The sequence below is a fragment of the Frigoribacterium sp. CFBP 8759 genome (genome assembly GCF_014841655.1).
Lineage (GTDB): Bacteria > Actinomycetota > Actinomycetes > Actinomycetales > Microbacteriaceae > Frigoribacterium.
Genome location: NZ_JACYUH010000002.1, coordinates 80,238 through 103,957, shown reverse-complemented (window position 1 = coordinate 103,957; position 23,720 = coordinate 80,238). Strand labels below are relative to the sequence as shown.

The following is a 23,720-nucleotide window of genomic DNA, read 5'->3' as shown; positions in this document are numbered from 1 at the left end:
GCGACGGCTCGACCGGCGGTGGGACGCGTCAGTAGGTGACGGCGCCCTCGGCCGCGGAGCGGACCTGGCGTGCGTACTTCGCGAGGACACCGCGGGTGTAGCGCGGGGGAAGCGGTGCCCAGCCGTCTCGGCGGGCTTCCAGCTCTGCGGCGTCGACGAGTAGGTCGATCGAGCGAGCGGCGATGTCGACCCGAATCAAGTCACCATCGCGCACGAAGGCGATCGGACCGGAGTCGACCGCTTCGGGTGCTATGTGGCCGATGCACAGGCCGGTTGTGCCGCCTGAGAATCGTCCGTCCGTCAACAGTAGTACATCTTTGCCGAGCCCTGCGCCCTTGATGGCCGCGGTGATGGCGAGCATCTCGCGCATGCCCGGGCCGCCCTTGGGGCCCTCGTAGCGGATGACGACCACGTCGCCGGACTCGATGCGCCCCTCGGTGAGGGCGTCCATGGCGCCACGTTCGCGTTCGAAGACCTTCGCCGGCCCCTCGAACACCGACGCGTCGAAGCCCGCCGTCTTGACGACGGCGCCCTCGGGGGCCATCGAGCCGCTGAGGACGGTGAGGCCGCCGGTCGCGTGGATCGGGTTGTCGAGCGTCCGCAGCACCTCGCCGTCGAGCGGCTTCGGCTTGATGGACTCGAGGTTCTCGGCGACGGTCTTGCCGGTGACGGTGAGGCAGTCGCCGTGCAGCAGACCCGCGTCGAGCAGCGCCTTCATGACGACGGGGACGCCACCCATGCGGTCGACGTCGTTCATGACGTACTTGCCGAAGGGCTTGAGGTCGCCGATGTGCGGCACCTTGTCGCCGATGCGGTTGAAGTCGTCGATGGTCAGGTCGACCTCGGCCTCGTACGCGATGGCGAGCAGGTGCAACACGACGTTGGTCGAGCCACCGAAGGCCATGGCCACGGCGATGGCGTTCTCGAACGCCTTCTTGGTGAGGATGTCGCGCGTCGTGATGCCCTGACGGAGCATCTCGACGACGGCCTCGCCCGAACGGTGGGCGAAGTAGTCGCGGCGGCGGTCGGCCGACGGCGGGGCCGCCGAACCGGGGAGGCTCATGCCGAGGGCCTCGGCGACGCTGGCCATGGTGTTGGCCGTGTACATCCCGCCACAGGCACCCTCGCCCGGCACGATGGCGCACTCGATCGCCTTCAGGTCGTCGTCGCTCATGTTGCCGGCCTTGTAGGCGCCCACGGCCTCGAACGAGTCGATGATCGTGACGTTCTTCTCGGTGCCGTCGCTGAGCTTGACCCAACCCGGGGCGACGCTGCCGGCGTAGAGGAAGACGCTGGCGAGGTCGAGCCGGGCGGCGGCCATCAGCATGCCGGGCAGCGACTTGTCGCAACCGGCGAGCAACACCGACCCGTCGAGCCGCTCGGCGTTCATGACGACCTCGACGCTGTCGGCGATCACCTCGCGTGAGACCAGCGAGAAGTGCATGCCCTCGTGGCCCATCGAGATGCCGTCGGACACCGAGACGGTGCCGAACTGGAGCGGGTAGCCTCCCCCGGCGTGGACGCCTTCCTTGGCACCCTGGGCCAGACGGTCGAGCGACAGGTTGCAGGGGGTGATCTCGTTCCAGCTGCTGGCGATGCCGATCTGGGGCTTGCTCCAGTCCTCGTCGCCCATGCCGACGGCACGGAGCATGCCTCGCGACGTGGTGGCCTCGACGCCGTCGGTGACGACGCGGCTGCGCGGTTTGATGTCGATCCCGTCCGGGGTGGGCTTCTCTGGCATGGGTCGAGTTTAGGGCGTGCCCGCGCTCGCGCCGTCCACCGTCGCCGACGGCCTCAGAGCTCGCCCGGCTCCCCCGCGGCGTCTCCGGTCGACCGCGTCCGCCGACCCTCGTGGTCGCGGGCGTCGTCGTCACCCTCGCTGTCGTCGAGCCCGGACGAGTCCCCGACCCGGTCCATCTCGACGGCCAACGCGTCGGCCGACCCGACGGGCAGGTCGGACACGTCGAGATCGGCGACGTCGCCTTCGGTCGTCTCGGCGATCTCGCCGGCTGCCCGGGCCACGGCGTCGTCGAGTTCGTCCACGACCAACCGATCGCGCAGGAGGTCGCCGTTGCGGTACCCCGCCCGTCCGATCATGTGCGCCGAGATGGGTGCGGTGAGCATCTGGAAGACGAGGACGACGAGCAGGGACGCGATCGTCCCCACGGTGTGCTGGTCGAGCGCGATCGCCGCCAGGACCAGGATGAGGCCGAAGATCTGCGGCTTGGTCGCGGCGTGCATGCGGGACAAGGCGTCGGGGAACCTGAGGAGGCCGATGCCCGCCGCGACCGAGAGCAGTGCCCCGCCGATGAGCATGACCGAGGCCGCCACGTCGTAGACCGTCTCGGGGATCACGAGGGATCCTGCTTCGAGACGTAGCGCGCGACCGTGATGGAGCCGAGGACGGCCGTCAGGGCGAGGGCGAGGATGACCGGGATGGTCCGGGTGTGGCCGTTGAACACCATGTCGGCGGCGAGGACGCAGATCAGGGTGGTCAGCAGCATGTCGGACGCGATCATGCGGTCGAGGATGGACGGCCCCCGCACGATGCGGATGACCGACGCGAGGCCGGCGAACGCGAAGAGCGCTCCGACGACGTAGGCGACGACGGTCACGAGGGACCTCCTTCGTGGGACGAGGAACGGCTGACCGCTTCGTGGACCTCGGCCGCGGCCGGGGTGCCCTCCGCGATGCGACGGCGGTCGTCGTCGCTGCCGAGCACCCGGACGAGGCGGGCCTCGACGACCAGGACGCCGTCGCGGACGCCCTCGACACCGGCGAGGTCCTCGACCGCGAGCGCGTGCAGGTAGAGGATCGACCGCTCGCGGTCGGCCTCGACCACGAGCGACCCGGGGACGAGCGAGATCGCCTCGGCGACGAGGGTCATGATGAAGTCCGACCTCGTGTGCAGCTGCACCGCGACGATCGCGTTCGAGGTCACGCCGCGAGGTCGGACGGCCTGCCAGGCGACGATGACGGAGGCGCGCACCAGGTCGACCACGAAACGCGCCAGGAAGACCACGGCGTACCAGAGGTTGAACCGGCCGCTCAGTTCGACCGGGGGCAGGAAGAAGACCCGGGTCACGAGCAGCGCCACGGCGACGCCGGTGACGAAGGCCAGGACGGTGAACTGGTTCCACAAGGCCATCCAGAGGACGACCAGTCCGACGAGCAGGGGGAGCTGGCGGGCGAGGCTGCGGCCGACCTCGCCGCGGGTGGGACGGCCGGTCACGGGGTGCTCCCCTCGTCTGCGGAGTCCGAGGCGGGTTCGGGCTCGGGCGACGACGGGTCGGGCGTCGTCTCGCCCTGACCGCCCGGGAAGACCGTCTGCACGTAGTCGTTCGAGCCGTAGACCCGGCCGGCCGCACGTTCGGCGACACCGTAGAGCGGGCCCGCGGCGAAGGTCAGGGCGAGCGAGACGAGCACCATGCCCGCGGTCGCGCCCACCATGGTGCGGGGGTTGGTGCGACGTCGCTGGACGGCCACCCGACCCGGGGCCTCCTCGAGGTGCTCGGTGAAGGGCGACTCGTGGTCGTCGACATCGGCCTTCGGGCGCCAGAACGCGAGGTTCCAGGCACGCATGAGCGCGTAGAGCGTCAGCAGCGACGTGAGGGCCCCGGCTCCGATGAGGACGTACACGAGGGGATCGTCGAGCCGGGCACCGGCCTCGAAGAGCGCGACCTTGCCGATGAAACCGGAGAACGGCGGGATGCCGCCCAGGTTGAGGGCCGGGATGAAGAAGAGGACGGCGACGATCGGTGCCGCCTTGAGGAGACCGCCCAGGCGGGTGATCGACGCCGTGCCGCCTCGCCGTTCGATCAGGCCCGCCCCGAGGAAGAGCGTGGTCTGCACCGTGATGTGGTGCACGACGTAGTAGATCGTGGCGGCCAGGCCCTCGACGGTCCCGAGTGCGATGCCGAAGATCATGTAGCCGATGTGGCTGACCAGGGTGAACGAGAGCAGACGCTTGATGTCGGCCTGGGCCACGGCCCCGAGGATGCCCACGATCATCGTCAGCAACGCGATGATCAGCAGGTAGACGTTGACGTTGCTCTCGACGAACAGCACCGTCTCGGTGCGGATGATGGCGTAGACGCCCACCTTGGTCAGCAGGCCGGCGAACACGGCGGTGACGGGGGCGGGAGCGGTCGGGTACGAGTCGGGCAGCCAGAACGACAGCGGGAAGATCGCCGCCTTGATGCCGAACGCCGTGAGCAGCATGACGTGGATGATCGTCTGCACGTCGGGCGGGATGGTGTCCATCTTCTGGGCGATGTCGGCGATGTTCACCGTGCCGAGCGCTCCGTAGATCATCGCGATGGAGGCGAGGAACAGGACGGACGACACCAGGCTGACGACGATGTAGACCACGCCGGCCCGGATGCGCTGCTCGGTGCCGCCGAGGGTGATCAGCACGTAGCTGGCCACCAGGAGGATCTCGAAGCCCACGTAGAGGTTGAAGAGGTCACCCGCGATGAAGGCGTTGAACACGCCCGTGGCGAGGATGAGGTAGGTCGGGTTGTAGATCGAGACCGGGGCCTCGCCGTCGCCGTCGGCCTGGCCCTGCCCGACAGAGAACACGAAGACGGCCAGCAGGACGATCGACGAGATGCTGAGCATGAGCGCCGCGAGTCGGTCGACGACGAGCGTGATGCCGAACGGCGCCTGCCAACCGCCCACCTGCACGGCGATCGCTCCGTGCGTGTCGACGACCACGAGCAGCACCAGGCTGATGACGACGACGAGCGCCAGGGCGACGATCGAGACCACGGCCTGCGAGCGGGGCCGCCGACCGGCGATCAGGGCCGCCGCGGCTCCGAGCAGCGGGATGAGGACGACGAGCGGCACGAGGTAGCTGGGGTTCATGCTCGGTGCCCTTTCTCGTCGTGGTGAGGCCGGTCGTCGCGCAGCGACCGGTCGTCCGTCGGCACGGCCGCTTCGGCACGGCTGCCGAACTCGCTATCGCCACCGGCCTCGTCGTCACCGTCGCCCTGTTCGGACTCTTCTTCGGCCGGGACGCCTCGACGCCCGATCTCGAGGTCTTCGGCGTCGTCCGCGAGGGTGTCTCCCTGGGCCAGCCGCCACGACCGGTAGATCAACGCGAGCATGAAGGCCGAGATGCCGAAGGTGATGACGATGGCCGTCAGCACGAACGCCTGCGGCAGCGGGTCGGCGAAGTCGGCCGGATCGGCCTGGCCGTCGACCACGGGGGCCGCGCCGCGCCGTCCGGACATGAGGAGGATGAGGATGTTCGTGGCGTTCCCGACGAGCAGGAAGCCCAGCAGCACACGGGTCATGCTGCGCTCGAGCAGCAGGTAGACGCCGCAGGCGTACAGCGCGGCCATGACGACGATCAGGACGAGGGAGACGCTCATGCGCGGCCCCGCTCGGTCGGGGGCGTACCGGCGACGGACACGGGGAGCGCCTCCTCTTCGGGTTCGGACACCTCGCTCGGGTGGCCGAACGCGTCCTCCTCTTCTTGACGGTCGACCTCGGCTCCGAGGCTCCGGAGCACGTCGAGGACGAGCCCGACGACGACCAGGTAGACGCCGACGTCGAAGAAGGTCGACGTGACGAACTCGACGTGGCCGAGCAGCGGCACCTCGGCCTCGACCCAGGTCGAGGTCAGGGCGTCGACGCCGAAGAAGAGCGGGACGAGTGCCGTCGCGGCGACCGTCAGGAGACCGGCACCGAGGAGCTTGCCGGCATCGAGGGGCGCGGCCGCACCGAGTTCGTACCGACCGCCCGCGAGGTACCGGGCCACGAAGGCGAAGCCCGCCACCAGACCGCCGGCGAAGCCGCCGCCGGGCAGGTTGTGACCGGCGAAGAGCAGGTAGATCGAGACGACGATGATGGCGTGGAAGATCAGCCGCACGACCACCTCGAGCAGGATCGACCGGTTCTGCGGGGCGAGTTTGCGCCCGGCCAGCAACCAGGCGCGGCGGTCGCCCTCGGTGCTGTCGCCGATCTGCGCCGTCGCCCCGCCGACGGGCACGACCGGCGCCGGCTCGCGCACGGGCCGGACCCGTGCCAGGAACCGCTGGGCACGCGTACGCCGCTCGGGCCGGGGCAGGACGTCGGCGCGGGAGGTCAGGAAGACCAGGCTCGCGACACCGGTCGCGGCGACGATGAGGACCGCGATCTCGCCCATGGTGTCCCATCCGCGGATGTCGACGAGCGTCACGTTGACGACGTTGCGGCCGTGACCGCCGTCGACGGCGAGGTCGGGGAAGGCGCCGGAGACCGTGGGGATCGAGCGTGCCCCCAGGGCGACCACGGCGATGGCGGCCATGACGGACCCGACCGAGATGCCGATGACGGCCCGGATCGCCCGGTGGGTGCGGCCGTTGCGCTCGCCCAGACGGGCCGGCAGCCGACGCAGCACGAGGACGAACGCGATGAGGGTGATGGTCTCGATCAGCGCCTGCGTCAGGGCCAGGTCGGGGGCCCCGTGCAGCGCGAAGAGCGCGGCCATGCCGTAGCCGGTCACCCCGACCAGGACGACGGCCTGGAATCTCTTGTTGGAGAGCGCCGACGCGATGGCACCGATGATCATCAACCCGCCGATGGCCAGCTGCGCCGGGTAGTCCCAGAGCACGGCGGTGGTCGGCCAGTCGCTGTTGAGCGCCAGCGTCACCACCGACGAGGCGATGAACACGACGAGGATGGTGGCGAGGTAGAAGGGCAACGAACCGCGCTGCGTCGTCGCGGTCGTCCGCGACGCCGTCCGGTCGATGGTCGCCATGATCCGCACGTACCCGTCGGAGGCGCGGGGCAGGAACGAGACGGCCTTCTGCACCTGCGACACCCGGTCGCGCTGCCAGAAGAGGAGGGCCCCGACCCCGAGCGAGATCGCCGTGAAGCCGAGCGCGGGCTCGAGACCGTGCCAGAGCGCCAGGTAGTAGGGGCCGTGCTCGCCCGGGGCCGCGGGGAGCGTGTCGGCATAACGAGCGAAGACCGGACCGACCTGGTACGAGACGAGGCCGAGCACCAGGCCGGCGACGGCGAGGACGATCGGCGACGCCAAGAAGTCGACGTGCTCACGGACGAAGTCGACCGGCTCGACGCCCTTCTTGCGACCGAAGGCCCCCCAGAGGAACCGCAGGCTGTAGGCGGTGGTCAGGATCGAGCCGACGACGACGCCGACCAGGGCGACGACGCCCCAGGCCGACCCGGTCACGGCGTCGTCGTAGAGGGCCGTGAGCACGGCCTCTTTCGCGACGAAGCCGAAGGTCGGCGGCACGCCGGCCATCGAGGCGAGGGCGAGGAGCGTCACCACGAGGAGGACGGGAGCCTGTCGACCGAGCCCGCAGAGCTTGCGCAGGTCTCGCGTGCCCGCCCGGTGGTCGATGACCCCCACCACGAGGAAGAGCGTCGACTTGAACAGGGCGTGGGCGACCAGCAGGGCTAGCCCGGCGAGGGCCGCGTCGCGGGTGCCGAACCCCACCACGATCGTCAGGAAGCCGAGTTGGCTCACCGTGCCGTAGGCCAGGACGAGCTTGAGGTCGTGCTGACGGAGCGCACGGTACCCGCCGAGGACCATCGTGACCACCCCGACGGTGACGATGATCTCTTGCCAGCCGGGCTGATCGTGGTAGCCGGGGGCGAGACGGGCGACGAGGTAGATGCCGGCCTTGACCATCGCGGCGGCGTGCAGGTAGGCACTGACCGGCGTTGGAGCCGCCATCGCGGCCGGGAGCCAGAAGTGGAACGGCACGAGTGCCGACTTCGACAGCGCCCCGACGAGTACGAGCACGACGGCGACCGTGACGACCGTCCCGGTGGGTGGCTGCTCGACGAGCTGGGACAACGAGCTCGTGCCGCCCTGGACGGCGAGGATCACGAGGCCGACGAGCATCGCGAGCCCGCCCGCGGTCGTCACGATGAGAGCCTGCAACGCGGCCCCGCGGCTGGCCTGCTTCGCCGTGTAGTGCCCGATCAACAGGTACGAGAAGACGCTCGTGGCCTCCCAGAAGACGAACAGGACGAACACGTCGTCGCTCGTGACGAGGCCGTACATCGCTCCGGCGAAGGCCACCAGTTCGGCGGCGAACCGTGCCCGACCGGCCTCGTCCCGCTCGAAGTAGCGCGCACAGTAGACGAGCACGAGGCCGCCGATGCCCGTGACGACGAGCGCGAGGACCCAGGCGAGGACGTCCATGCGCAGGGTGAGCGAGATGGCGAGCTGCGGAATCCACGGCACGGCCTCGGTGGGCACCTCGCCCGACAACACGGCGGGCCCCTGGAGGGCCGTGAAGGCGAAGGCGGCGAAGGGGACGACGGACGCCCAGAGGAAGAGCGAACGGCCGAGTCGTCCGCCGACGCAGGCCACGACGACGGCCGCCACGGCGAACGCTGTCAGGACTACGATCACGAGGACCTCCGTCGGCTGGCGACCTCGTCGGACCGGCTCGGCTGAGCGGCGGCGGGGAGTCGCGGCGGGGTGTCCAGACTACCTTGCAGTCACCTGGGAATGCTCAGACCCGGCCATCACACCCGTTCAAGGCATGCGCTGTCAGGCATGACCGAGATGCCCACGCAGGCCGGCCAGTTCGACGAGCAGGTCCGCCACGGCGGCGGGGTCGGCGACGCGATGCATCGCCCCCGTCTCGCCCGGGCCGACCTTGATCGACAGGTCGCCCTCGCCGAGTGCGCGGAAGCCGTCCTCGTCGGTGACGTCGTCCCCGGCGTAGAGGACGCCCGTGGGCTGGACGGCCTCCCGGAGCCGGTCGATGCCGTCGTTCTTGCCGGTCGCCCGGACGGCGAACTCGAGGACGTTCTTGCCGACGCGCTCGTGCATGCCGCCGAGCGCCTCGACGGCCTCGCGGGCCGCCGCGTGGACGGCCTCGGTGGTCGCGGCGTCCGCGAGCCGCGTGTGCAGGGCGAGGCCTGCGGGTTTCTCTTCGACGAAGACGCCCTCACGCCCCTCGGCCACACCGTGGACGGCGTCGGACAAGCGCGCACGGCCGGCCTTCTCGTCGTCGCTCAACGAGGTCTCGTGACCGTCGACCCGCACCTCGATGCCGTGCGAGCCGACCAACAGCACCTCGTCGGGGGTCTGGCTGACCTCGATCAACGAGGCGAGGTCGCGCCCGGACACGAGGGCGACGGTGGTCTGGTCGAGTGCCGACAGGCGCATGATCGCGTCCATGGCCGCGGGCAACGCCCGGGCCCGCAGGGGCGCGTCGACCTCGGGCGCCAGGGTGCCGTCGAAGTCGAGCGCGACGAGGAGGCGCGGGGTCGTCGCGAGACGACCGAGCGCGTCGCTCAGGGCCAGGGGGTCGGAACCGGTCACGAGACGTCACCGTCCGTCGTCGCCGGGGCCGGGGCGGGCGTGATCTGCTGCCCGGGTCGCACGTTCTCGAGGGCCTGCAGGAAGGACGCCGACCACTTGGCCACGTCGTTCTCGAGGACGCGACGGCGCAGGGCCCGCATGCGGGTGGTGCGGTCGCGCTTGGGCATCTCGACGGCCCGCATGATGGTGTTCTTGAGGCCGCCGATGTCGTGCGGGTTGATCAGCAGGGCGCTCTTGAGCTCGTCGGCCGCGCCGGCGAACTCGCTCAGCACCAGCACGCCGTCGTTGTCGCGCCGCACCGCCACGTACTCTTTCGCGACCAGGTTCATGCCGTCGCGGAGGGCCGTGACCAGCATGATGTCGGCGGCGAGGTACAACGCCACCATCTCTTCGCGCGGGTAGCCGTGGTGGTGGTAGCTGATGGCCGTGTGGCTCATGGTGCCGTAGTCGCCGTTCACGCGGCCGACGGTGAGCTCGATCTCGTCGCGCAGCAGCTTGTACGTCTCGACCCGCTCACGGCTCGGGCTCGCGACCTGCACGAGCGTGGCGTCCTCGACGCTGAGCCGACCGTCGGCGAGCAGCTCGCCGAACGCCTTCATGCGGTGCCGGATGCCCTTCGTGTAGTCGAGACGGTCGACGCCGAGCATGATCGTCTTGGGGTTGCCGAGGCCCTCGCGGATCTCGCGCGCCCTTGCCTGCACGTCGGGGCGCGCGGCGAGCTCTTCGTAGCTGGCGGCGTCGATCGAGATCGGGAAGTGCTTCGCCAGCACCCGACGGACCTTGGTGCCCCGGCGCGAGACCTGCGCGGACTCGTCGTCGACCGGGACCTCGATGTAGGGGCGCGTCGTCGAGTACCCGAGGAGATGGCGGACGGCGCGGGAGAAGTTCGACGCGTCGTCCGCCCGCTGGAATCCGATGACGTCGGCACCGAGCAGGCCCTCGACGATCTGCTGCCGCCAGGGCAGCTGAGAGAAGATGCCGAGCGGCGGGAACGGGATGTGGTTGAAGAACCCGATGGTGACGTCGGGTCGGGCCTCGCGCAGCATCTTCGGCACGAGCTGCAGCTGGTAGTCCTGCACCCAGATGGTGCCGCCCTCTTCGGTGATCTCGGCCGCGCGGTCGGCGAAGCGCTGGTTGACCTGCACGTAGGACTCCCACCAGACCCGGTGGTAGGTCGGGGCGGCGATGACGTCGTGGTAGAGCGGCCAGAGCGTGTCGTTGCTGAAGCCCTCGTAGTAGCGCTGCACCTCGTCGGCGCTGAGCGGCACGGGGACGATCTCGATGCCGTCGGACTCGAAGGGCTCGAACTCGAGGTCGGGTTGGCCCGCCCAGCCCACCCACGCCCCGTCGTTGGCCTTCATGACGGGTTCGAGGGCGGTGACGAGACCCCCGGGCGAGTGCTGCCACGACGCCGACCCGTCGTCGGCGATGACCCGGTCGACGGGGAGGCGGTTGGAGACGACGACGAAGCCGTAACGTTCGGGGGTGTCGGGCATGGGGTGGGTCGGCTCCTGTCGCATCGCCCGCACGGACGCGGGACGGCCAGATTATCAGCGGTGCCCCAGACGGCTCCTGGCGACCGGCGTACCCCACCCGGACGATCGTCAGACGAGGCGCAGGGTCGCCTCGGCGGCCCGCACGAGGGACGACCCGTAGCTCGGCCCGTGTCCGGCGGCGTGCACGGCCAACGGGTGGAGCTGGTGCAGCGGCACGCGACCCCGCCACCCCTCGCCCAGCGGCGAGCGCGCCTCGTAGCCCGCCAGCACGTCCTCGAGGTGCGGGCAGCCGAACAGGGCCAGCATCGCCAGGTCGGTCTCGGGATGACCGCCGTGGGCGGCCGGGTCGATGAGCACGACTCCCCCGGCGTCGAAGAGCACGTTGCCGGCCCACAGGTCCCCGTGGAGGCGGGCCGGGGGCAGGTCGTCGTCGAACGCGCCCTCGGCGACGAGGCGGCAGGCTCGCTCGACGACCTCGAGGCCCGCCCGGTCGAGACCGCCCGCCCGGACGGCGACGCGGGCGTAGGGCAGGACCCGCTGCTCGGCGTAGAAGACCCCCCAGGTCGCCTTCGGTCGCACCGTCATCGGACGGCTGCCGATGAAGCACGACCCCGCCCACCCCCGAGGAGGCGCACCGAACGCCTCCGCGCCGCTCGCGTGGGTCACCGCGAGGGCCTCACCGAAGGCCCGTGCGGCCTCCGCCGTGGGACGGACCTCGTGCACGGGATCGAGGTCGATGCGCCCCGGGGACGCGGCCTGGACGCCGACCGTGCGCGCGCCTCCTCGGGGCGTGGCCTCGGCGAGCCAGGCGAGACCGGCCGCCTCGGCCTCGAAGAACCCGGCGGGGGCGTCGGCACGCTGCTTCGTGTAGGAGGTCACGGGAATAGCATGCGCCCCATGACCGACACCCGTCCCCCGCGCACCGAGGGGCCCCGCGGCCCCGCCGACGACGGTGCCCGTCCCGACACGACCATCGTCACGCGCGCCTACCGAGGGGGCCAGCTGATCGCCCACGACTTCCCGCTGCACGAGGTGAGCGACCACCTCGAGACGGACGGCTGTCACGTGTGGATCGACCTCACCGACCCGACCGCCGACGACCTCGCCTCGCTCGAGGACGAACTCGGACTGCACGAGCTCGCCGTCGAGGACGCGCTGCAGGACGGACAGCGGCCCAAGGTCGACCGTTACGACAACCATCTGTTCACCGCTCTCTACGACGTGCGGTTCGACCGGGCCAGCGGCGTGCTCGACACGAGCGAGGTGAAGGCGTTCATCACGGAGCGCGCCCTCGTGACGATCCACCATCCGGAGTTCGACGTCACCCGGCTGCAGGCGACCTTCGACCAGAACCGCGACCTGGCGTCGCACGGCGTCTCGTACTTCCTCTGGGGTCTGCTCGACTGCGTCGTGGACCGGCACTTCGACGCCACGGACGCGCTGGACGACGAGATCGAGGGCATCGCCGACGACCTCTTCGACCCCGCGCCCCGGACCATCGACGTGCAGAAGCGCTCGTTCGCCCTGCGGAAGAGCCTCGTCCAGCTGCGCCGGGTCGCGTCGCCGATGCGCGAGGTGCTGAACACGCTGCTGCGCCGCGACCTGAAGGAGGTCGACTCCGCCATGCACCCGTACTTCCAGGACGTCTACGACCACGTGCTGCGCGTGGCCGAGCAGAACGACTCCCTGCGCGACCTCGTCTCGACCATCCTCGACACGAACCTCAACCTGCAGTCCAACCGCATGAACCTCATCATGAAGAAGGTGACGAGCTGGGCGGCCATCATCGCGGTCCCCACGGCGATCACCGGGTTCTACGGGCAGAACGTGCCGTATCCGGGGTTCCAGTCCGCCGCCGGCTTCGTCACCTCGTGCGTGCTGATCGTGGCGATCGGCGGCCTGCTCTGGTGGCAGTTCAAGCGCCGCGACTGGCTGTAGCCCGCCGTTCCCGCACTGTTCACCGCGGTGTCGACGCCGCCGCGACGCCCCGGTCGTAGCCTGGCCGCGTGATCACGGTCGGAATGAGCACGTCCTGCGTCTTCCCGCTGTCGACCGACGAGGCCTTCCGGCTCGCGCGGCTCACCGGCTTCGACGGGGTCGAGGTGATGGTGACGGCCGACCGGGCGACCCGACGACCCGAGCTGCTCCGTGCGGCGACCGCCCGGTGGGGGCTGCCCGTTCTCTCGGTGCACGCCCCCGTCCTGCCCGTCGCGCACTTCGCCTTCGGTCGTGACCAGGTCGACAAGCTGCGGCGCTCGGCCGGACTGGCCCGCGAGCTGGGCGCCACGACCGTCGTCGTCCATCCGCCGTTCGTCTGGCAGCGGTCCTACGCGGCGCGCTTCGTCGACGTCGTCCGCGAGATCGCAACCGAGACGGGCGTCACCCTCGCCGTCGAGAACATGTTCCCCGTGAGGTTCGGGCCGGCCGGGTTCGACCCCTACCGCCCGGGACACGACCCCTCGTCCCTCGACGTGGAGGCGGCCACCCTCGACTTCTCGCACGCCGCCGTCGCCGGGCGCGACGCGCTCGACCTCGCCCTGGCGCTCGGGCCGAGGTTGCGCCACGTCCACCTGACCGACGGCGTCGTCTCGTCCCGCCCCGGCGGGCTGCACGACCAGCACCGGGTGCCGGGTCTCGGCACGCAGCCGGTCGCCGAGGTGCTCACCCACCTGGCCCGGTCGGGGTGGGCCGGCACCGTCGCCGCCGAGGTGCACACCGACGGGGACGAGGAGGCGCGGCTCGGCCAGCTGAGGCGGACGCTCGCCTTCGCGCGCCGTCACCTCGCGACCGCACCCGCGTCGGGCGCGGGCGCCCGGGACCCTCAGACGAACAGCACCGTCGCGACGACCGCGAGCGGCACGGCGACCGCCGCCACCCCGAGGCCGGCGAGCACGAACCGCCCCCACGCGACCTCGACGCCCATCGACGACAAGCGCGAGTGCCAGAGCAGCGTGGCGAGCGAGGCCCACGGCGTCACGAGGCAGCCGATGTTGACCCCGACGAGCACGGCGACGAGCCGCAGCGGCGACCCGGCCACCGGCTCGAGGGCGAGGTAGGCCGGGAGGTTGTTGGCCACGTTCGCGGCCACCGCGCTGCCGCCGGCCAGTCGCAGCAGGTCGGGCAGTCGGTCGCCGGTGCCCACGACGGCTCCGAGCAGGTCGGCCAGGCCGAGCGAGTGCGCGGCCTCGACGACGAGGAACAGCCCACCGGCGAAGAGCAGCGTGCCCCACGGCACCAGCCCGAGTCGGAGGACGCCGCGGCGGCGGACGGCCGTGGTGACGACGAGCACGAGCGCCGCGACGGCGGCGGGGATCCAGACCTCGACGCCCGAGACCAGGGCCGGCACGAGCAGCCCCGTCGCGACCGCGGCGACGCCGAAGAGCACGCGATCGGCCACGGGCTCGGACGCCGGCGCCTCGAACCGGCCGACCAGCTGACGGCGGTAGCGCAGTCCGATGGCCACGACGGGGACGACGACGCCCACCACGGCGGCGGGTGCGACCAAGGCGGCGAACTGCACGGGGGCCGGTGATCCGAGCTCGTGCAGCGCGAGCAGGTTGGTGAGGTTCGAGACCGGCAACAGCATCGAGGCGCAGTTCGCGAGCCACACCGTCGTCAGCGCGAACGGCATCGGCGGCAGGCCGGCGTGCCGGGCCACGATCACGACCACCGGCGTGAGCAGCACCGCCGTCGTGTCGAGCGAGAGGAACACCGTGCAGAGCACCGCGAGCGCCACGACCAGGAGCCACAGCACGAGCACCCGCCCTCCGGCCAGCCGGGCCGAGGCGGACGCCAGCCACGAGAAGAGTCCGGCCTCCGCCGCGAGCTCCGCGACGATCGTCAGGCCGACGACGAAGCCGAGCACGGGCGCGACCCGTTCGACGAGCGCGAGCAGTTCGTCACCGGTCAGGACGCCGGTGAACACGGCCACGAGGCCGAGCGACACGAACACGCCTCCGAGCAGGGCAGTGCGCACGGCATTCTCCTTCGACCGCAGGACGCACCGGCACGGGACGCCGGGCAGCTCAACCTACCCCCACCCGGACTCGTGCCACGTCACGCGGTACCGTGGTCGAAACGACCCCTGGGAGCCCCACCGTGCGCAAATTCCTCTTCAACGGCGCGATCATCAGCGCGATCTTCTCCGGCATCAGCCTCCTCAAGAGCCTGAGCGCCGGCCCTCGTGACTGGCGCCTCGCCCTCATGGCGATCAGCTGGGCGGCGTCGACCGCGATCGCCGTGGGCAACGTCATCGAGGCCGCGAACGACGACGACTGACGTCTGCCGAGACACCGAGGAGGCGCGTCCCGCTCTGGCGGGGCGCGCCTCCTCGTCCGTGTGGTCGCGTCAGCGACGCCCGTCGACGCCGGGCGTCGGCCCGGCCGGGTCGCCGTCGGGACGGCCGGTCGGCAGGCCACCGGGTCGTCCCGCGACGTGCGGGTCGTGTTCCGCCTCGGCGCCGAGCGAGGCCTGGTACTCGGCGACGTCGTGGATCGGGATGGCCGCCGTGAAGAGCGCCGTGCGTTCGGAGTCGGCGTTGTCGCCGCTGAACAGGGCGGAGGCCTCCGACGTCGACCGGTGGGCCCGTCCCTTCGGCGCCGGTTCGGCCTCGACCATCTGCACCCGCGTCCGCGGGATCGACTGCGGGCTCTTCGCGTGCAGCCAGGCGATCAGGTCCTCGCGGACGAGGCAGCGCAGGTCGAACAGGGTCGGTGCGTCCTTGGCCGTGACAAGCACCCTCACCCGCACGTAGCCGGCCTGGGCGTCGGTGACCTGGAGCACCTTGGTGCGTCCGTCCCAGAGGTCCGTCCCCGCGAGGATCACGTCGAGCTCCTTCCGCATGGCCCCCGGGTCGACCCGCCAGTCCAGGTCGAACTCGACCGCTCCGAGCAGCTCGCTGTTGCGCCGCGTCCAGTTCTCGAACGGCGTGGTCGTGAAGTAGGTCGACGGCAGCACGAGACGCCGGTCGTCCCAGACGTGGACGACGACGTACGACAGGGTGATCTCCTCGATCAGGCCCCACTGCCCCTCGACCACGACGACGTCGTCGATGCGGATGGCGTCGCTGAAGGCCAGTTGGATGCCCGCGAAGACGTTCGCCAGGGTCGACTGCGCCGCGAGGCCCGCGACGACCGAGACCAGCCCCGCACTCGCGAGGACGCTCGCACCGACCGCCTCGACCCCCGGGAACCCGAGCAGCACGGTGCCCGCGGCCAGGATCACGATCAGGGCCACGGTCAGCCGTCGGAGGATGAGCACCTGGGTGCGGACCCGACGCGCCACCCGGTTGTCGGGGGTGTCGACCCGGTAGCGCGACAGGCCGAGGTCCTCGAAGAAGATCGCGAGGGCACCCACGAACCAGGCGACGACGACGATGACGGCGCAGCGGAAGGCCTGTGACACCCACCCCTCCCCCGGGTAGTCGGCGGGGAGCAGGGCGTCGAACGACGTGGTCAGCGCGACGACGAGCAGCACGACGAGCAGCGTGGCGCGGAAGGGGCGGCGCATGCGCGTCACGAAGGCCTGCGCCCACTCCTTGCGCTTGGCGACCACGCCGACGACCAGGCCGACGACGGCCGAGATGACGAAGGTGAGGACGACGGCGGCGACGAGCGAGATGACGAGTTGTATCCAGGGCATCCCCCGAGCCTGTCGCATGACGCACGGCTCCGTCCCGGCTGGCCCCTGGGACGATGGAACGGTGAGACGATCCACAGCTTCCCGTCGCGAGTCCGCCCCGCCCGCTCCTCCCCGGCGTCACGCCTCCCGGCGACGACGCGTGCTCAAGGGCGTGGCCCTCGGACTGTTCGCCGTCGTCGTGCTCGCCGCCACGGGGTTCTTCGTCATGGCCAAGACGCCGATGTCGGCGACGGCGTCCTCGCTCGCCTCGGTGTCCGCCGACGAACGGGTCGAGGTGACGAGCAGACCCGACACGGTCGTGATGCGACCGACCGAGACGGCCGCCACCGGCCAGGGTCTCGTCTTCGTCGCCGGTGCCCGGGTCGACCCGCAGGCCTACGAGCAGACCTTCGCGGGTCTCGTCGCCACCGGCGTCACCGTCGTCGTCGAACGACCCACGCTCGGGTTCGGCATCCTGGACCCCCGCCCGCTGTCGACCTTCACCGACCTCGCCCCCGAGGTCGACGCGTGGGCGGTGGGCGGTCACTCGCTCGGCGGGGTGCGTGCCTGTCAGTACGCCGCCGACGACAGGTCGGTGGACGCCCTGGTGCTCCTCGGCTCGTACTGCGCGACGACCGACCTCTCGGACGACGACGAGTTGGCCGTCCTCAGCCTCGGTGGTTCCGAGGACGGCCTCAGCACCCCGGCGAAGATCGCGACCTACCGCGACATGCTGCCGGGCAGCGCGTCGATGGTCGAGATCGACGGGTCGAACCACGCCCAGTTCGGCAGCTACGGCGCGCAGTCCGGAGACGGTTCGGCCACGATCTCGGACGAGGAGGCGCGCGAGCGCATCACGCGCCAGCTCACGTCGTTCTTCGCGGGCGTCGGCGTCTAGGCCCCCGAGGGCCTCCTACCGGCGGCGCCGCACGGACGGGCGGGCCCGGCGGCGGTTCAGATCGAACGCTTGCGCTGCCGCAGGGCCTCGAGGGCGAGCCCCTCGGAGGGGTACCGCCCGACGACCTCGCCCCAGCGGGGGTCGGCGCCGCGGAGCGCGACGAAGGCGCCCTGCTCGGCCCGGACGTGGCCGAGCACGCGGTCCGGGGTCGACACCTGGACGAGGTCGGACGAGACGGTGCGCGTGATGACGCGGGCCATTCTCCTCAGGACGTCGGTCGGTGCGGTGGTGCTCACGGGTGGTGCCTCTCGTGGTGCTCGTGCGGGTGGTGCGACGACGTCTCGGTGACGTCCGTCGACGACGCTACCCGCGCCTCCCGGGGTGTGACCTCGGGGTTCGCTGTGCGTCGGGTGTCGTCCGGCTGTGGTTTCACCCGGCTCCGTCACCCACCCACCGGGCCCCGCCCCGGCACCCCGCCGGGCGCCCGGTACGACGATGCCCCGGACGAGCGGGGCTCGGCCGGGGCGACGTCCTAGGCGGATCGGATCAGCTGGTCAGGCCGTCGACGTAGTCCTGGTTCTCGGAGATCCACTTCTCGACGACGGGGGCGTAGTCGTCGCCGTCGACCTCGTCACCGTTGAACATGGCGTTCTCGAGCGAGGACAGGGTCTCGGTGTCCATCTCGAAGCCCTGCAGCCACTCGGTCAGCTGCGGGAAGTCCGCCATGAAGCTCTTGCCACCGAACGAGTGGATGCCCTCGGCGTCGCCCAGGGTGCCCTCGGGGTCGGCGAGGTCCTTGATGGGGAACGCGTCGTAGGCCCAGTGCGGGCTCCACAGCGTCACCGCGATGTTCTCGCCCGCGTCGGTCGCGCTCTTGAGCTCGGTCAGCATGGCGGCGGTCGACGAGGTCTGCAGCTGCAGGTCGCTGAGGCCGTAGGTGGGGATGGTCTCGTCCTGGACGGCGGCCGTGAGGCCTGCACCCGGTTCGATGCCGACGATCTTTCCGCCGAACAGGTCCGCGTTGGCCGCCAGCTCGTCGAGCGAGTCGATCGGGGCGTCCTCGTTCACGGCGACTGCGAGCTTGGCGCCGTCGTTCCAGGCGCCGAGATCGGTCAGGTCGTCGCCGTACTGCTCGATGTACGAGGCGTGGGTGGTGGGCAGCCAGGTGTCGAGCACGACGTCGTAGTCGTCGGTGGTGAGCCCGCTGTAGACGGGGGCCACGTCGGCCGGCTCGAGGTTGACCGTGTAGCCCTCGTCCTCGAGGACGGTCTTCCACAGCCACGAGGCCGCGATGCCCTCGTCCCAGCCGTTGAACACGGCGAGGTCGACGACGGCCTGGTCGCCGTTGTCGAGGGTCTCGCCCTCGGCCGACGAGCCGCTGCCGGGAGGCGAGCAGGCGGCCAGTCCGAGGACGGCGGTGGTGCCGAGGGCGATCGATGCGGCGATGGTGCGCTTCTTCATGTGTTCCTTTCGGGTGGTGCAGGAGGCGCGGGTCGGGTGGGTACGTGCTGCTCCCGTCCCGCAGGTGGTCGGGGTCTAGGCCGAGGCCGTCGCGCGTTCGCGGCGGTCGGCCGGGGGCAGGGGCTGCTCGGCCTCGGCGCGGTCGGGAGCCGGGGTCGGCGGGACGGACCGGCGGTTCTGCGCCCGGGCCAGCCGTCGGGCGTGACGGTCGGACCCGAGGGCCGCCGTCATGCGGTCGAGGACGATCGCCAGGATGACGACCGAGATGCCGGCCTCGGCACCCAGCCCGACGTCGATGCGGTTGAGGCTCGCGACGATGTCGCCGCCCAGTCCCCCCGCGCCGACCATGCCGGCGATGACGACCATCGAGAGCGAGAGCATGATCACCTGGTTGACGCCGGCCATGATGCTGGGCTTCGCGAGCGGCAGCTGGATCTGACGCAGGATGCGCCACGGTGACGAGCCGAACGCCTGGCCGGCCTCGACCACCTCTTTGTCGACCCCGCGGATGCCGAGCTCGGTCAGGCGGACGCCGGGGGCCATCGCGAAGACGATGGTCGCGACGATGCCGGGCACGACTCCGACGCGGAAGAGCAGCAGGGCGGGGATGAGGTAGACGAACGCGGGCGTCGTCTGCATGAAGTCCAGCACGGGCCGGATGATCTGCGACGCGACGCTCGACTTCGCCGCGAGCACGCCCAGAGGGATGCTCAGCACGATGGCGAGCGTGCTGGCGACGAGCACGAGGGCGAGGCTCGACATCGCGTTGTCCCACTGGTTGACCGTTCCGATGAACAGCAGGCCGACGGCCGTGCCGATCGAGAACTTCCAGCCCTTCGCGACGAAGGCGAGGGCGGCGATCACGATCACGACCGCCCAGAAGGGAGGTGCGCCCAGGAAGTACGCGACCCACTCGTAGAAGAACGTGAAGACCAGGCGGACGACGTCGAAGAAGCCGCCCAGGTGGGTGGTGATCCAGTCGACGACGTCCGAGACCCAGGAGCCGAAGGGGATGCGGAGGTACTCGTTCATCGGGTGGCTCCTTCGAGGGTGGCGTCGAGCTCGACGTCCGAGATGCGGGTGACGGGCTCGAGCACGGGAATGGGCGAGGTGGTCGTGTCGACGTTGCCGAGCGCCGCGAGCAGGGTCACGCGGGGGATGACGCCGAGCAGGCGGTCGGCGTCGTCCACGACGGCGATCGGCAGCGGACTCTCGACCGCCAACTCGAAGAGGTCGACCAGCGCGGCCTCGGGCCCGACCTTCGAGAACTCCGCGTTGACGATGGCGGCGAGGTCGGTGTCGTTCGCCTTGACCTGGCGCATGACGTGCCGGTCGCGCACCCAGCCGAGGAGCTTGCGGTCACGGCCGGTGACGAACAGGGCGGCGGTCTGGAGGTCGCGCAGGGAACGCAGGGCGCCCCGGGGGCCGACCGTGAGCGGGACGACCGCCCGGGCGGGCTCCATGACGCTGGCCGCCGTGAGGACCCGCGCCCGGTCGACGTCCTGCACGAACTGGGCGACGTAGTCGTTGGCGGGGTCGGTGAGGATGTCCTCGGGCGTGCCGATCTGCACGATGCGGCCGTCGCGCATCACGGCGATGCGGTCCCCGAGGAACATCGCCTCGTTCAGGTCGTGGGTGATGAAGACGATCGTCTTGCCGAGCTTCGCCTGCAGCTCGACGAGCTGCTCCTGCATCTCGCGGCGGATCAGCGGGTCGAGGGCCGAGAACGCCTCGTCCATCAGCAGGATGTCGGTCTCGGCGGCGAGGGCGCGGGCGAGGCCGACGCGCTGCTGCATGCCGCCCGAGAGCTGGCTCGGCAGCTCGTCCTCCCAACCCGCGAGGCCGACGATCTCGGTGACCTCCCGAGCCTTGGCCAGACGAGCCGCCTTCGCGACCCCCTGCACCTCGAGGCCGTAGGCGACGTTGTCGATGACGGTGCGGTGCGGCAGCAGCGCAAAGTGCTGGAACACCATCGACACGTTCTGCCGACGCACCTCGCGGAGCCGCTTGGCCGGGACGTCCGAGATCGCGGAGCCCGCGACCTCGACCGAGCCGGACGTGGGCTCGAGCAGGCCGTTCAGCATGCGGATGAGGGTCGACTTGCCCGAGCCGGAGAGCCCCATCACGACGAAGATCTCCCCGGGCCGGACGTCGAACGACGCGTCGATGACCGCAGCGGTGCCGAGGCCCGCGGCCTCAGAACGGGAGGCACCCGCCTCGAGTCGGGCGACGGCGTCCTTGGGTCGGCGGCCGAACACCTTGTACAGGTTCCGGGCACGCACGGCAGGCGTAGTGGTCACAGGTGTCTCCAGGCGCGCCGAGGGGGCACCGGCCGCTCGGGCCGGTTCGCCGTCGGCGGCGATCGGGTCGGGCGAACGGGTCGACGACGCGTGCGGACCGTGTCGGCTCAAGCCCACCGTGGAACCACGGGGCGAACCTGTCCTCCGCCGGGTCGGTCATGGGACCGGACCCTCGCGCCACCAGACCGTACGACGACCGGAACCCGAACTGATCGGACCATCGGTCGGCGCGTCCTGATGATGACGGGCCCGGTCTCCCGGGCCTCCACGACCGTAGCCGACATCCGTCGTCCATCCGAATTGCGAACCGGCCCGACGTCGCCGCGGGTGTACCCCGCGCACCCTGCGTCCCGGCGTGTCGCCCATGCCTGCGGGCCTGGTCATCGTCACCCATTCGTTACCCGCATGTGAATCGGCACCGCGCCTCCTGGGGGTTCGCCCGTCTCGCGGCGGTGATGCGGGCGAAAGCGATAGGGGCTACGGTCGACCGATGACGAGTCCCACGAACGGGGGCGGCGACGCCTCCACCGAGACGCACCTCCCGCAAGACTTCTCGCACGAGCAAGAGGGTTTCCAGCACGGGCTCAAGCCGCGTCAGCTGCAGATGATCGCCATCGGCGGGGCGATCGGCACGGGGCTCTTCCTCGGCGCCGGCGGTCGACTGGCCTCGGCCGGTCCGGCTCTCGCGATCGTGTTCGCGATCTGTGGCGTCTTCGCGTTCTTCATCCTGCGTGCCCTCGGCGAGCTGGTGCTGCACCGCCCCTCCTCGGGATCGTTCGTCTCGTACGCCCGCGAGTTCTTCGGCGAGAAGTTCGCCTACGCGGCCGGGTGGATGTACTTCCTGAACTGGGCGATGACGGCCATCGTCGACGTCACCGCAGTCGCCCTGTACCTGCACTACTGGTCCGCGTTCACCGCGGCACCCGACTGGCTGCTGGCCCTGGTGGCCCTCGCCGTGGTGCTCTCGGTCAACCTGCTGGCCGTGAAGGTCTTCGGCGAGATGGAGTTCTGGTTCGCGATCATCAAGGTCGCCGCTCTCGTGGTGTTCCTCGTGGTCGGCGTCGTGTGGCTCGCGGCGGCGTTCCCCGTGACGCACGACGGTGCCGCGGTCGACACCGGCTGGGGCCTCGTGGCGTCGTCGGGCATCCTGCCGAACGGCCTGCTGCCGGCCGTGATCGTGGTGCAGGGCGTCGTCTTCGCCTACGCCGCGATCGAGCTGGTGGGCACGGCGTCGGGCGAGACCCAGAACCCCGAGAAGGTCGTGCCGCGCGCGATCAACACGGTCATCATCCGCATCGCGGTCTTCTACGTCGGGTCGCTGGTGCTGCTCTCGCTGCTGTTGCCCTATACGGCGTACAAGGCGGGCGAGAGCCCGTTCGTCACGTTCTTCGGCAGCATCGGCAGCCCCGAGGTGGGCGACGTCGCGGGGTCGATCATGAACTTCGTGGTCGTGACGGCCGCGCTGTCGAGCCTGAACGCCGGGCTGTACTCGACCGGCCGCGTGTTGCACTCGATGGGCATGAACGGCTCGGCCCCGAAGTTCACGACGAAGATGTCGAAGGGCGGGGTGCCGTTCGGCGGCATCCTGTTGACCGCGAGCATCACCCTCCTGGGCGTCGTGCTGAACGCGATCGTGGGGGCGAACACGGCGTTCGAGATCGTGTTGAACATCGCGTCTCTGGGCATCCTGACGGCGTGGGGCACGATCATCCTCTGCCAGATGCGACTGCGTCAGTGGGCGAAGCAGGGCAAGGCCAAGGAGCCCTCGTTCCGGCTGCCGGGGGCGCCGGTCACGAGCTACCTGACGCTGGCCTTCCTGGCCGCGGTCGTCGTCCTGATGGCGATCGACTGGCCGATCGGGTCGTTCACGGTCATGTCGCTCGTCGTGATCATCCCTCTGTTGATGCTCGGGTGGCACCTGCAGCGCGACCGCATCCTGGCTGCCGCCCGCCTCCGTGAGGGCATGACGGGCCCGTACCCCGTGACCGGCCGCGACGCCGCCTCGCAGGTCCCCCGCGACGGCCAGTAACCCCGCCACCCCCTGAGCGCAGGAGGCGCGGGCCGTCCCGCCCGCGCCTCCTGCCGTCTCCCCCCGCTGACGACCCACCCGACGTCACTCCCCCGTGACGAGCAAAGCAACGTCACCCCCGTGACGAGCGAAGCAACGTCACCCCCGAGACGAGCAAAGCGACGTCACTCCCCCGTGACGAGCGAAGCGACGTCACCCCCGAGCAACGCCGACCTGGCGGGCCCGGCTTGCTCCCCGTCCGTGACGAGCGAAGCGACGTCACCCCCGTGACGAGCGAAGCGATGTCATCCCCCCGTGACGAGCGAAGCGACGTCACCCCCGAGCAACGGCGACCTGGCGGGCCCGGCTGGTTCCCCGTGCGAGGTGGGCCGCGGTCCGCGGAGCGGACCAGACCCATACGACGAAAGAATCCCCCGCTTCTGCGACTGCAGAACACGGGGGACCCAATTCTTTCGTGCACCCCCTCGGACTTGAACCGAGAACCCACTGATTAAGAGTCAGTTGCTCTGCCAATTGAGCTAGAGGTGCGTGCTGCGATCTCTCGCAACGACGGTCAACACTAGCATGAGATCTGACCCACTCAGAACCACCGGCGCCGTCCGCGGCGCCCGCAGATCGGAGC

General features: G+C 70.7%; 20 protein-coding genes, 1 tRNA gene and 1 pseudogene. 5 read left to right on the top strand and 17 right to left on the bottom strand.

What is annotated here, in order from left to right; translation table 11 throughout:
- Window positions 1-28: 28 nt before the first annotated feature.
- The 10 genes from ilvD to IFT79_RS05755 all read right to left on the bottom strand — a co-directional run bounded on the left by ilvD (window position 29) and on the right by IFT79_RS05755 (window position 11,670).
- Window positions 29-1,741: a dihydroxy-acid dehydratase gene (gene ilvD, locus IFT79_RS05800; RefSeq protein WP_056046252.1), complete on the bottom strand. Its 1,713-nt coding sequence runs from the start codon at window positions 1,739-1,741 to the stop codon at window positions 29-31.
- 53 nt (window positions 1,742-1,794) lie between these two features.
- A complete protein-coding gene (gene mnhG, locus IFT79_RS16860) occupies window positions 1,795-2,355 on the bottom strand; it encodes a monovalent cation/H(+) antiporter subunit G (protein ID WP_277958958.1) in 561 nt (186 codons plus the stop codon).
- Complete coding sequence (locus IFT79_RS16250) at window positions 2,352-2,615, bottom strand: monovalent cation/H+ antiporter complex subunit F (protein WP_054145652.1); 264 nt, start codon at window positions 2,613-2,615, stop codon at window positions 2,352-2,354. Before IFT79_RS16250 ends, mnhG begins: the two co-directional genes overlap by 4 nt.
- Entirely contained in the window at window positions 2,612-3,232 is a 621-nt protein-coding gene (locus IFT79_RS05785) for a Na+/H+ antiporter subunit E (protein WP_192123237.1), read from the bottom strand. The genes IFT79_RS16250 and IFT79_RS05785 overlap by 4 nt, the downstream gene beginning before the upstream one ends.
- Complete coding sequence (locus tag IFT79_RS05780; RefSeq protein WP_192123235.1) at window positions 3,229-4,866, bottom strand: Na+/H+ antiporter subunit D; 1,638 nt, start codon at window positions 4,864-4,866, stop codon at window positions 3,229-3,231. Before IFT79_RS05780 ends, IFT79_RS05785 begins: the two co-directional genes overlap by 4 nt.
- A complete protein-coding gene (locus IFT79_RS05775) occupies window positions 4,863-5,375 on the bottom strand; it encodes a Na(+)/H(+) antiporter subunit C (RefSeq protein ID WP_123570375.1) in 513 nt (170 codons plus the stop codon). The genes IFT79_RS05780 and IFT79_RS05775 overlap by 4 nt, the downstream gene beginning before the upstream one ends.
- Window positions 5,372-8,374 carry a Na+/H+ antiporter subunit A gene (locus IFT79_RS05770; protein ID WP_192123233.1) on the bottom strand — a complete coding sequence of 1,001 codons (3,003 nt, stop codon included), beginning with the start codon at window positions 8,372-8,374 and terminating at the stop codon, window positions 5,372-5,374. Before IFT79_RS05770 ends, IFT79_RS05775 begins: the two co-directional genes overlap by 4 nt.
- A 141-nt stretch (window positions 8,375-8,515) precedes the next feature.
- Entirely contained in the window at window positions 8,516-9,295 is a 780-nt protein-coding gene (gene otsB / locus IFT79_RS05765) for a trehalose-phosphatase (RefSeq protein WP_192123231.1), read from the bottom strand.
- Complete coding sequence (gene otsA, locus IFT79_RS05760; protein ID WP_192123229.1) at window positions 9,292-10,791, bottom strand: alpha,alpha-trehalose-phosphate synthase (UDP-forming); 1,500 nt, start codon at window positions 10,789-10,791, stop codon at window positions 9,292-9,294. The genes otsB and otsA overlap by 4 nt, the downstream gene beginning before the upstream one ends.
- A 108-nt stretch (window positions 10,792-10,899) precedes the next feature.
- On the bottom strand, window positions 10,900-11,670 hold the full coding sequence (locus IFT79_RS05755) for a fructosamine kinase family protein (RefSeq protein ID WP_192123227.1): 771 nt from the start codon (window positions 11,668-11,670) through the stop codon (window positions 10,900-10,902).
- 18 nt (window positions 11,671-11,688) lie between these two features.
- Here IFT79_RS05755 and IFT79_RS05750 point away from each other — a divergent pair, with 18 nt between their 5' ends.
- Together IFT79_RS05750 and IFT79_RS05745 are read left to right on the top strand one after the other, a co-directional pair.
- On the top strand, window positions 11,689-12,729 hold the full coding sequence (locus IFT79_RS05750) for a magnesium transporter CorA family protein (protein ID WP_192123225.1): 1,041 nt from the start codon (window positions 11,689-11,691) through the stop codon (window positions 12,727-12,729).
- Window positions 12,730-12,812: 83 nt separating this feature from the next.
- Window positions 12,813-13,541 (top strand): annotated as a pseudogene (locus IFT79_RS05745) (sugar phosphate isomerase/epimerase family protein); the annotation flags it as partial.
- 71 nt (window positions 13,542-13,612) lie between these two features.
- Here IFT79_RS05745 and IFT79_RS05740 read toward each other — a convergent pair.
- On the bottom strand, window positions 13,613-14,767 hold the full coding sequence (locus IFT79_RS05740; RefSeq protein WP_192123224.1) for an SLC13 family permease: 1,155 nt from the start codon (window positions 14,765-14,767) through the stop codon (window positions 13,613-13,615).
- Between the two features lie 122 nt (window positions 14,768-14,889).
- On the opposite strand from IFT79_RS05740, the gene IFT79_RS05735 reads away from it, so the two are divergent.
- Window positions 14,890-15,069 (top strand): hypothetical protein, encoded by a 180-nt coding sequence (locus IFT79_RS05735; RefSeq protein WP_043593989.1) that lies wholly within the window; start codon window positions 14,890-14,892, stop codon window positions 15,067-15,069.
- Between the two features lie 69 nt (window positions 15,070-15,138).
- On the opposite strand, the gene IFT79_RS05730 is transcribed toward IFT79_RS05735, so the two are convergent.
- Window positions 15,139-16,431, bottom strand: coding sequence for a mechanosensitive ion channel family protein (locus tag IFT79_RS05730; RefSeq protein ID WP_082460288.1), 1,293 nt, complete (start codon window positions 16,429-16,431; stop codon window positions 15,139-15,141).
- Window positions 16,432-16,492: 61 nt separating this feature from the next.
- Here IFT79_RS05730 and IFT79_RS05725 point away from each other — a divergent pair, with 61 nt between their 5' ends.
- The gene (locus IFT79_RS05725) at window positions 16,493-17,308 is read left to right on the top strand and encodes an alpha/beta hydrolase (RefSeq protein WP_342211779.1); all 816 of its coding nucleotides are present in this window, start codon (window positions 16,493-16,495) and stop codon (window positions 17,306-17,308) included.
- 56 nt (window positions 17,309-17,364) lie between these two features.
- On the opposite strand, the gene IFT79_RS05720 is transcribed toward IFT79_RS05725, so the two are convergent.
- The 4 genes from IFT79_RS05720 to IFT79_RS05705 form a co-directional block, all read right to left on the bottom strand.
- Window positions 17,365-17,604, bottom strand: a complete 240-nt coding sequence (locus IFT79_RS05720) for a hypothetical protein (RefSeq protein ID WP_148053626.1) — start codon at window positions 17,602-17,604, stop codon at window positions 17,365-17,367.
- A 250-nt stretch (window positions 17,605-17,854) separates the two neighbouring features.
- Entirely contained in the window at window positions 17,855-18,769 is a 915-nt protein-coding gene (locus tag IFT79_RS05715; protein ID WP_192123216.1) for a glycine betaine ABC transporter substrate-binding protein, read from the bottom strand.
- Window positions 18,770-18,844: 75 nt separating this feature from the next.
- Window positions 18,845-19,801, bottom strand: a complete 957-nt coding sequence (locus IFT79_RS05710) for an ABC transporter permease (protein ID WP_192123214.1) — start codon at window positions 19,799-19,801, stop codon at window positions 18,845-18,847.
- Entirely contained in the window at window positions 19,798-21,069 is a 1,272-nt protein-coding gene (locus tag IFT79_RS05705; RefSeq protein WP_200412242.1) for a quaternary amine ABC transporter ATP-binding protein, read from the bottom strand. The genes IFT79_RS05710 and IFT79_RS05705 overlap by 4 nt, the downstream gene beginning before the upstream one ends.
- Window positions 21,070-21,559: 490 nt before the next feature.
- On the opposite strand from IFT79_RS05705, the gene IFT79_RS05700 reads away from it, so the two are divergent.
- Window positions 21,560-23,098 carry an amino acid permease gene (locus IFT79_RS05700; RefSeq protein WP_123570384.1) on the top strand — a complete coding sequence of 513 codons (1,539 nt, stop codon included), beginning with the start codon at window positions 21,560-21,562 and terminating at the stop codon, window positions 23,096-23,098.
- Between the two features lie 455 nt (window positions 23,099-23,553).
- On the opposite strand, the gene IFT79_RS05695 is transcribed toward IFT79_RS05700, so the two are convergent.
- Window positions 23,554-23,626: transfer RNA gene (locus IFT79_RS05695), tRNA-Lys, on the bottom strand.
- Between the last annotated feature and the right edge of the window lie 94 nt (window positions 23,627-23,720).

What these genes read in the sequence shown, in the direction of transcription:
- IFT79_RS05700 (WP_123570384.1), top strand. Translation starts at nt 21,560, where the DNA reads ATGACGAGTCCCACGAACGGGGGCGGCGACGCCTCCACCGAGACGCAC.
- IFT79_RS05750 (WP_192123225.1), top strand. Translation starts at nt 11,689, where the DNA reads ATGACCGACACCCGTCCCCCGCGCACCGAGGGGCCCCGCGGCCCCGCC.
- IFT79_RS05780 (WP_192123235.1), bottom strand. Translation starts at nt 4,866, where the DNA reads ATGAACCCCAGCTACCTCGTGCCGCTCGTCGTCCTCATCCCGCTGCTC.
- ilvD (WP_056046252.1), bottom strand. Translation starts at nt 1,741, where the DNA reads ATGCCAGAGAAGCCCACCCCGGACGGGATCGACATCAAACCGCGCAGC.
- otsA (WP_192123229.1), bottom strand. Translation starts at nt 10,791, where the DNA reads ATGCCCGACACCCCCGAACGTTACGGCTTCGTCGTCGTCTCCAACCGC.
- IFT79_RS05710 (WP_192123214.1), bottom strand. Translation starts at nt 19,801, where the DNA reads ATGAACGAGTACCTCCGCATCCCCTTCGGCTCCTGGGTCTCGGACGTC.
- IFT79_RS05715 (WP_192123216.1), bottom strand. Translation starts at nt 18,769, where the DNA reads ATGAAGAAGCGCACCATCGCCGCATCGATCGCCCTCGGCACCACCGCC.
- IFT79_RS05730 (WP_082460288.1), bottom strand. Translation starts at nt 16,431, where the DNA reads ATGCCCTGGATACAACTCGTCATCTCGCTCGTCGCCGCCGTCGTCCTC.
- IFT79_RS05775 (WP_123570375.1), bottom strand. Translation starts at nt 5,375, where the DNA reads ATGAGCGTCTCCCTCGTCCTGATCGTCGTCATGGCCGCGCTGTACGCC.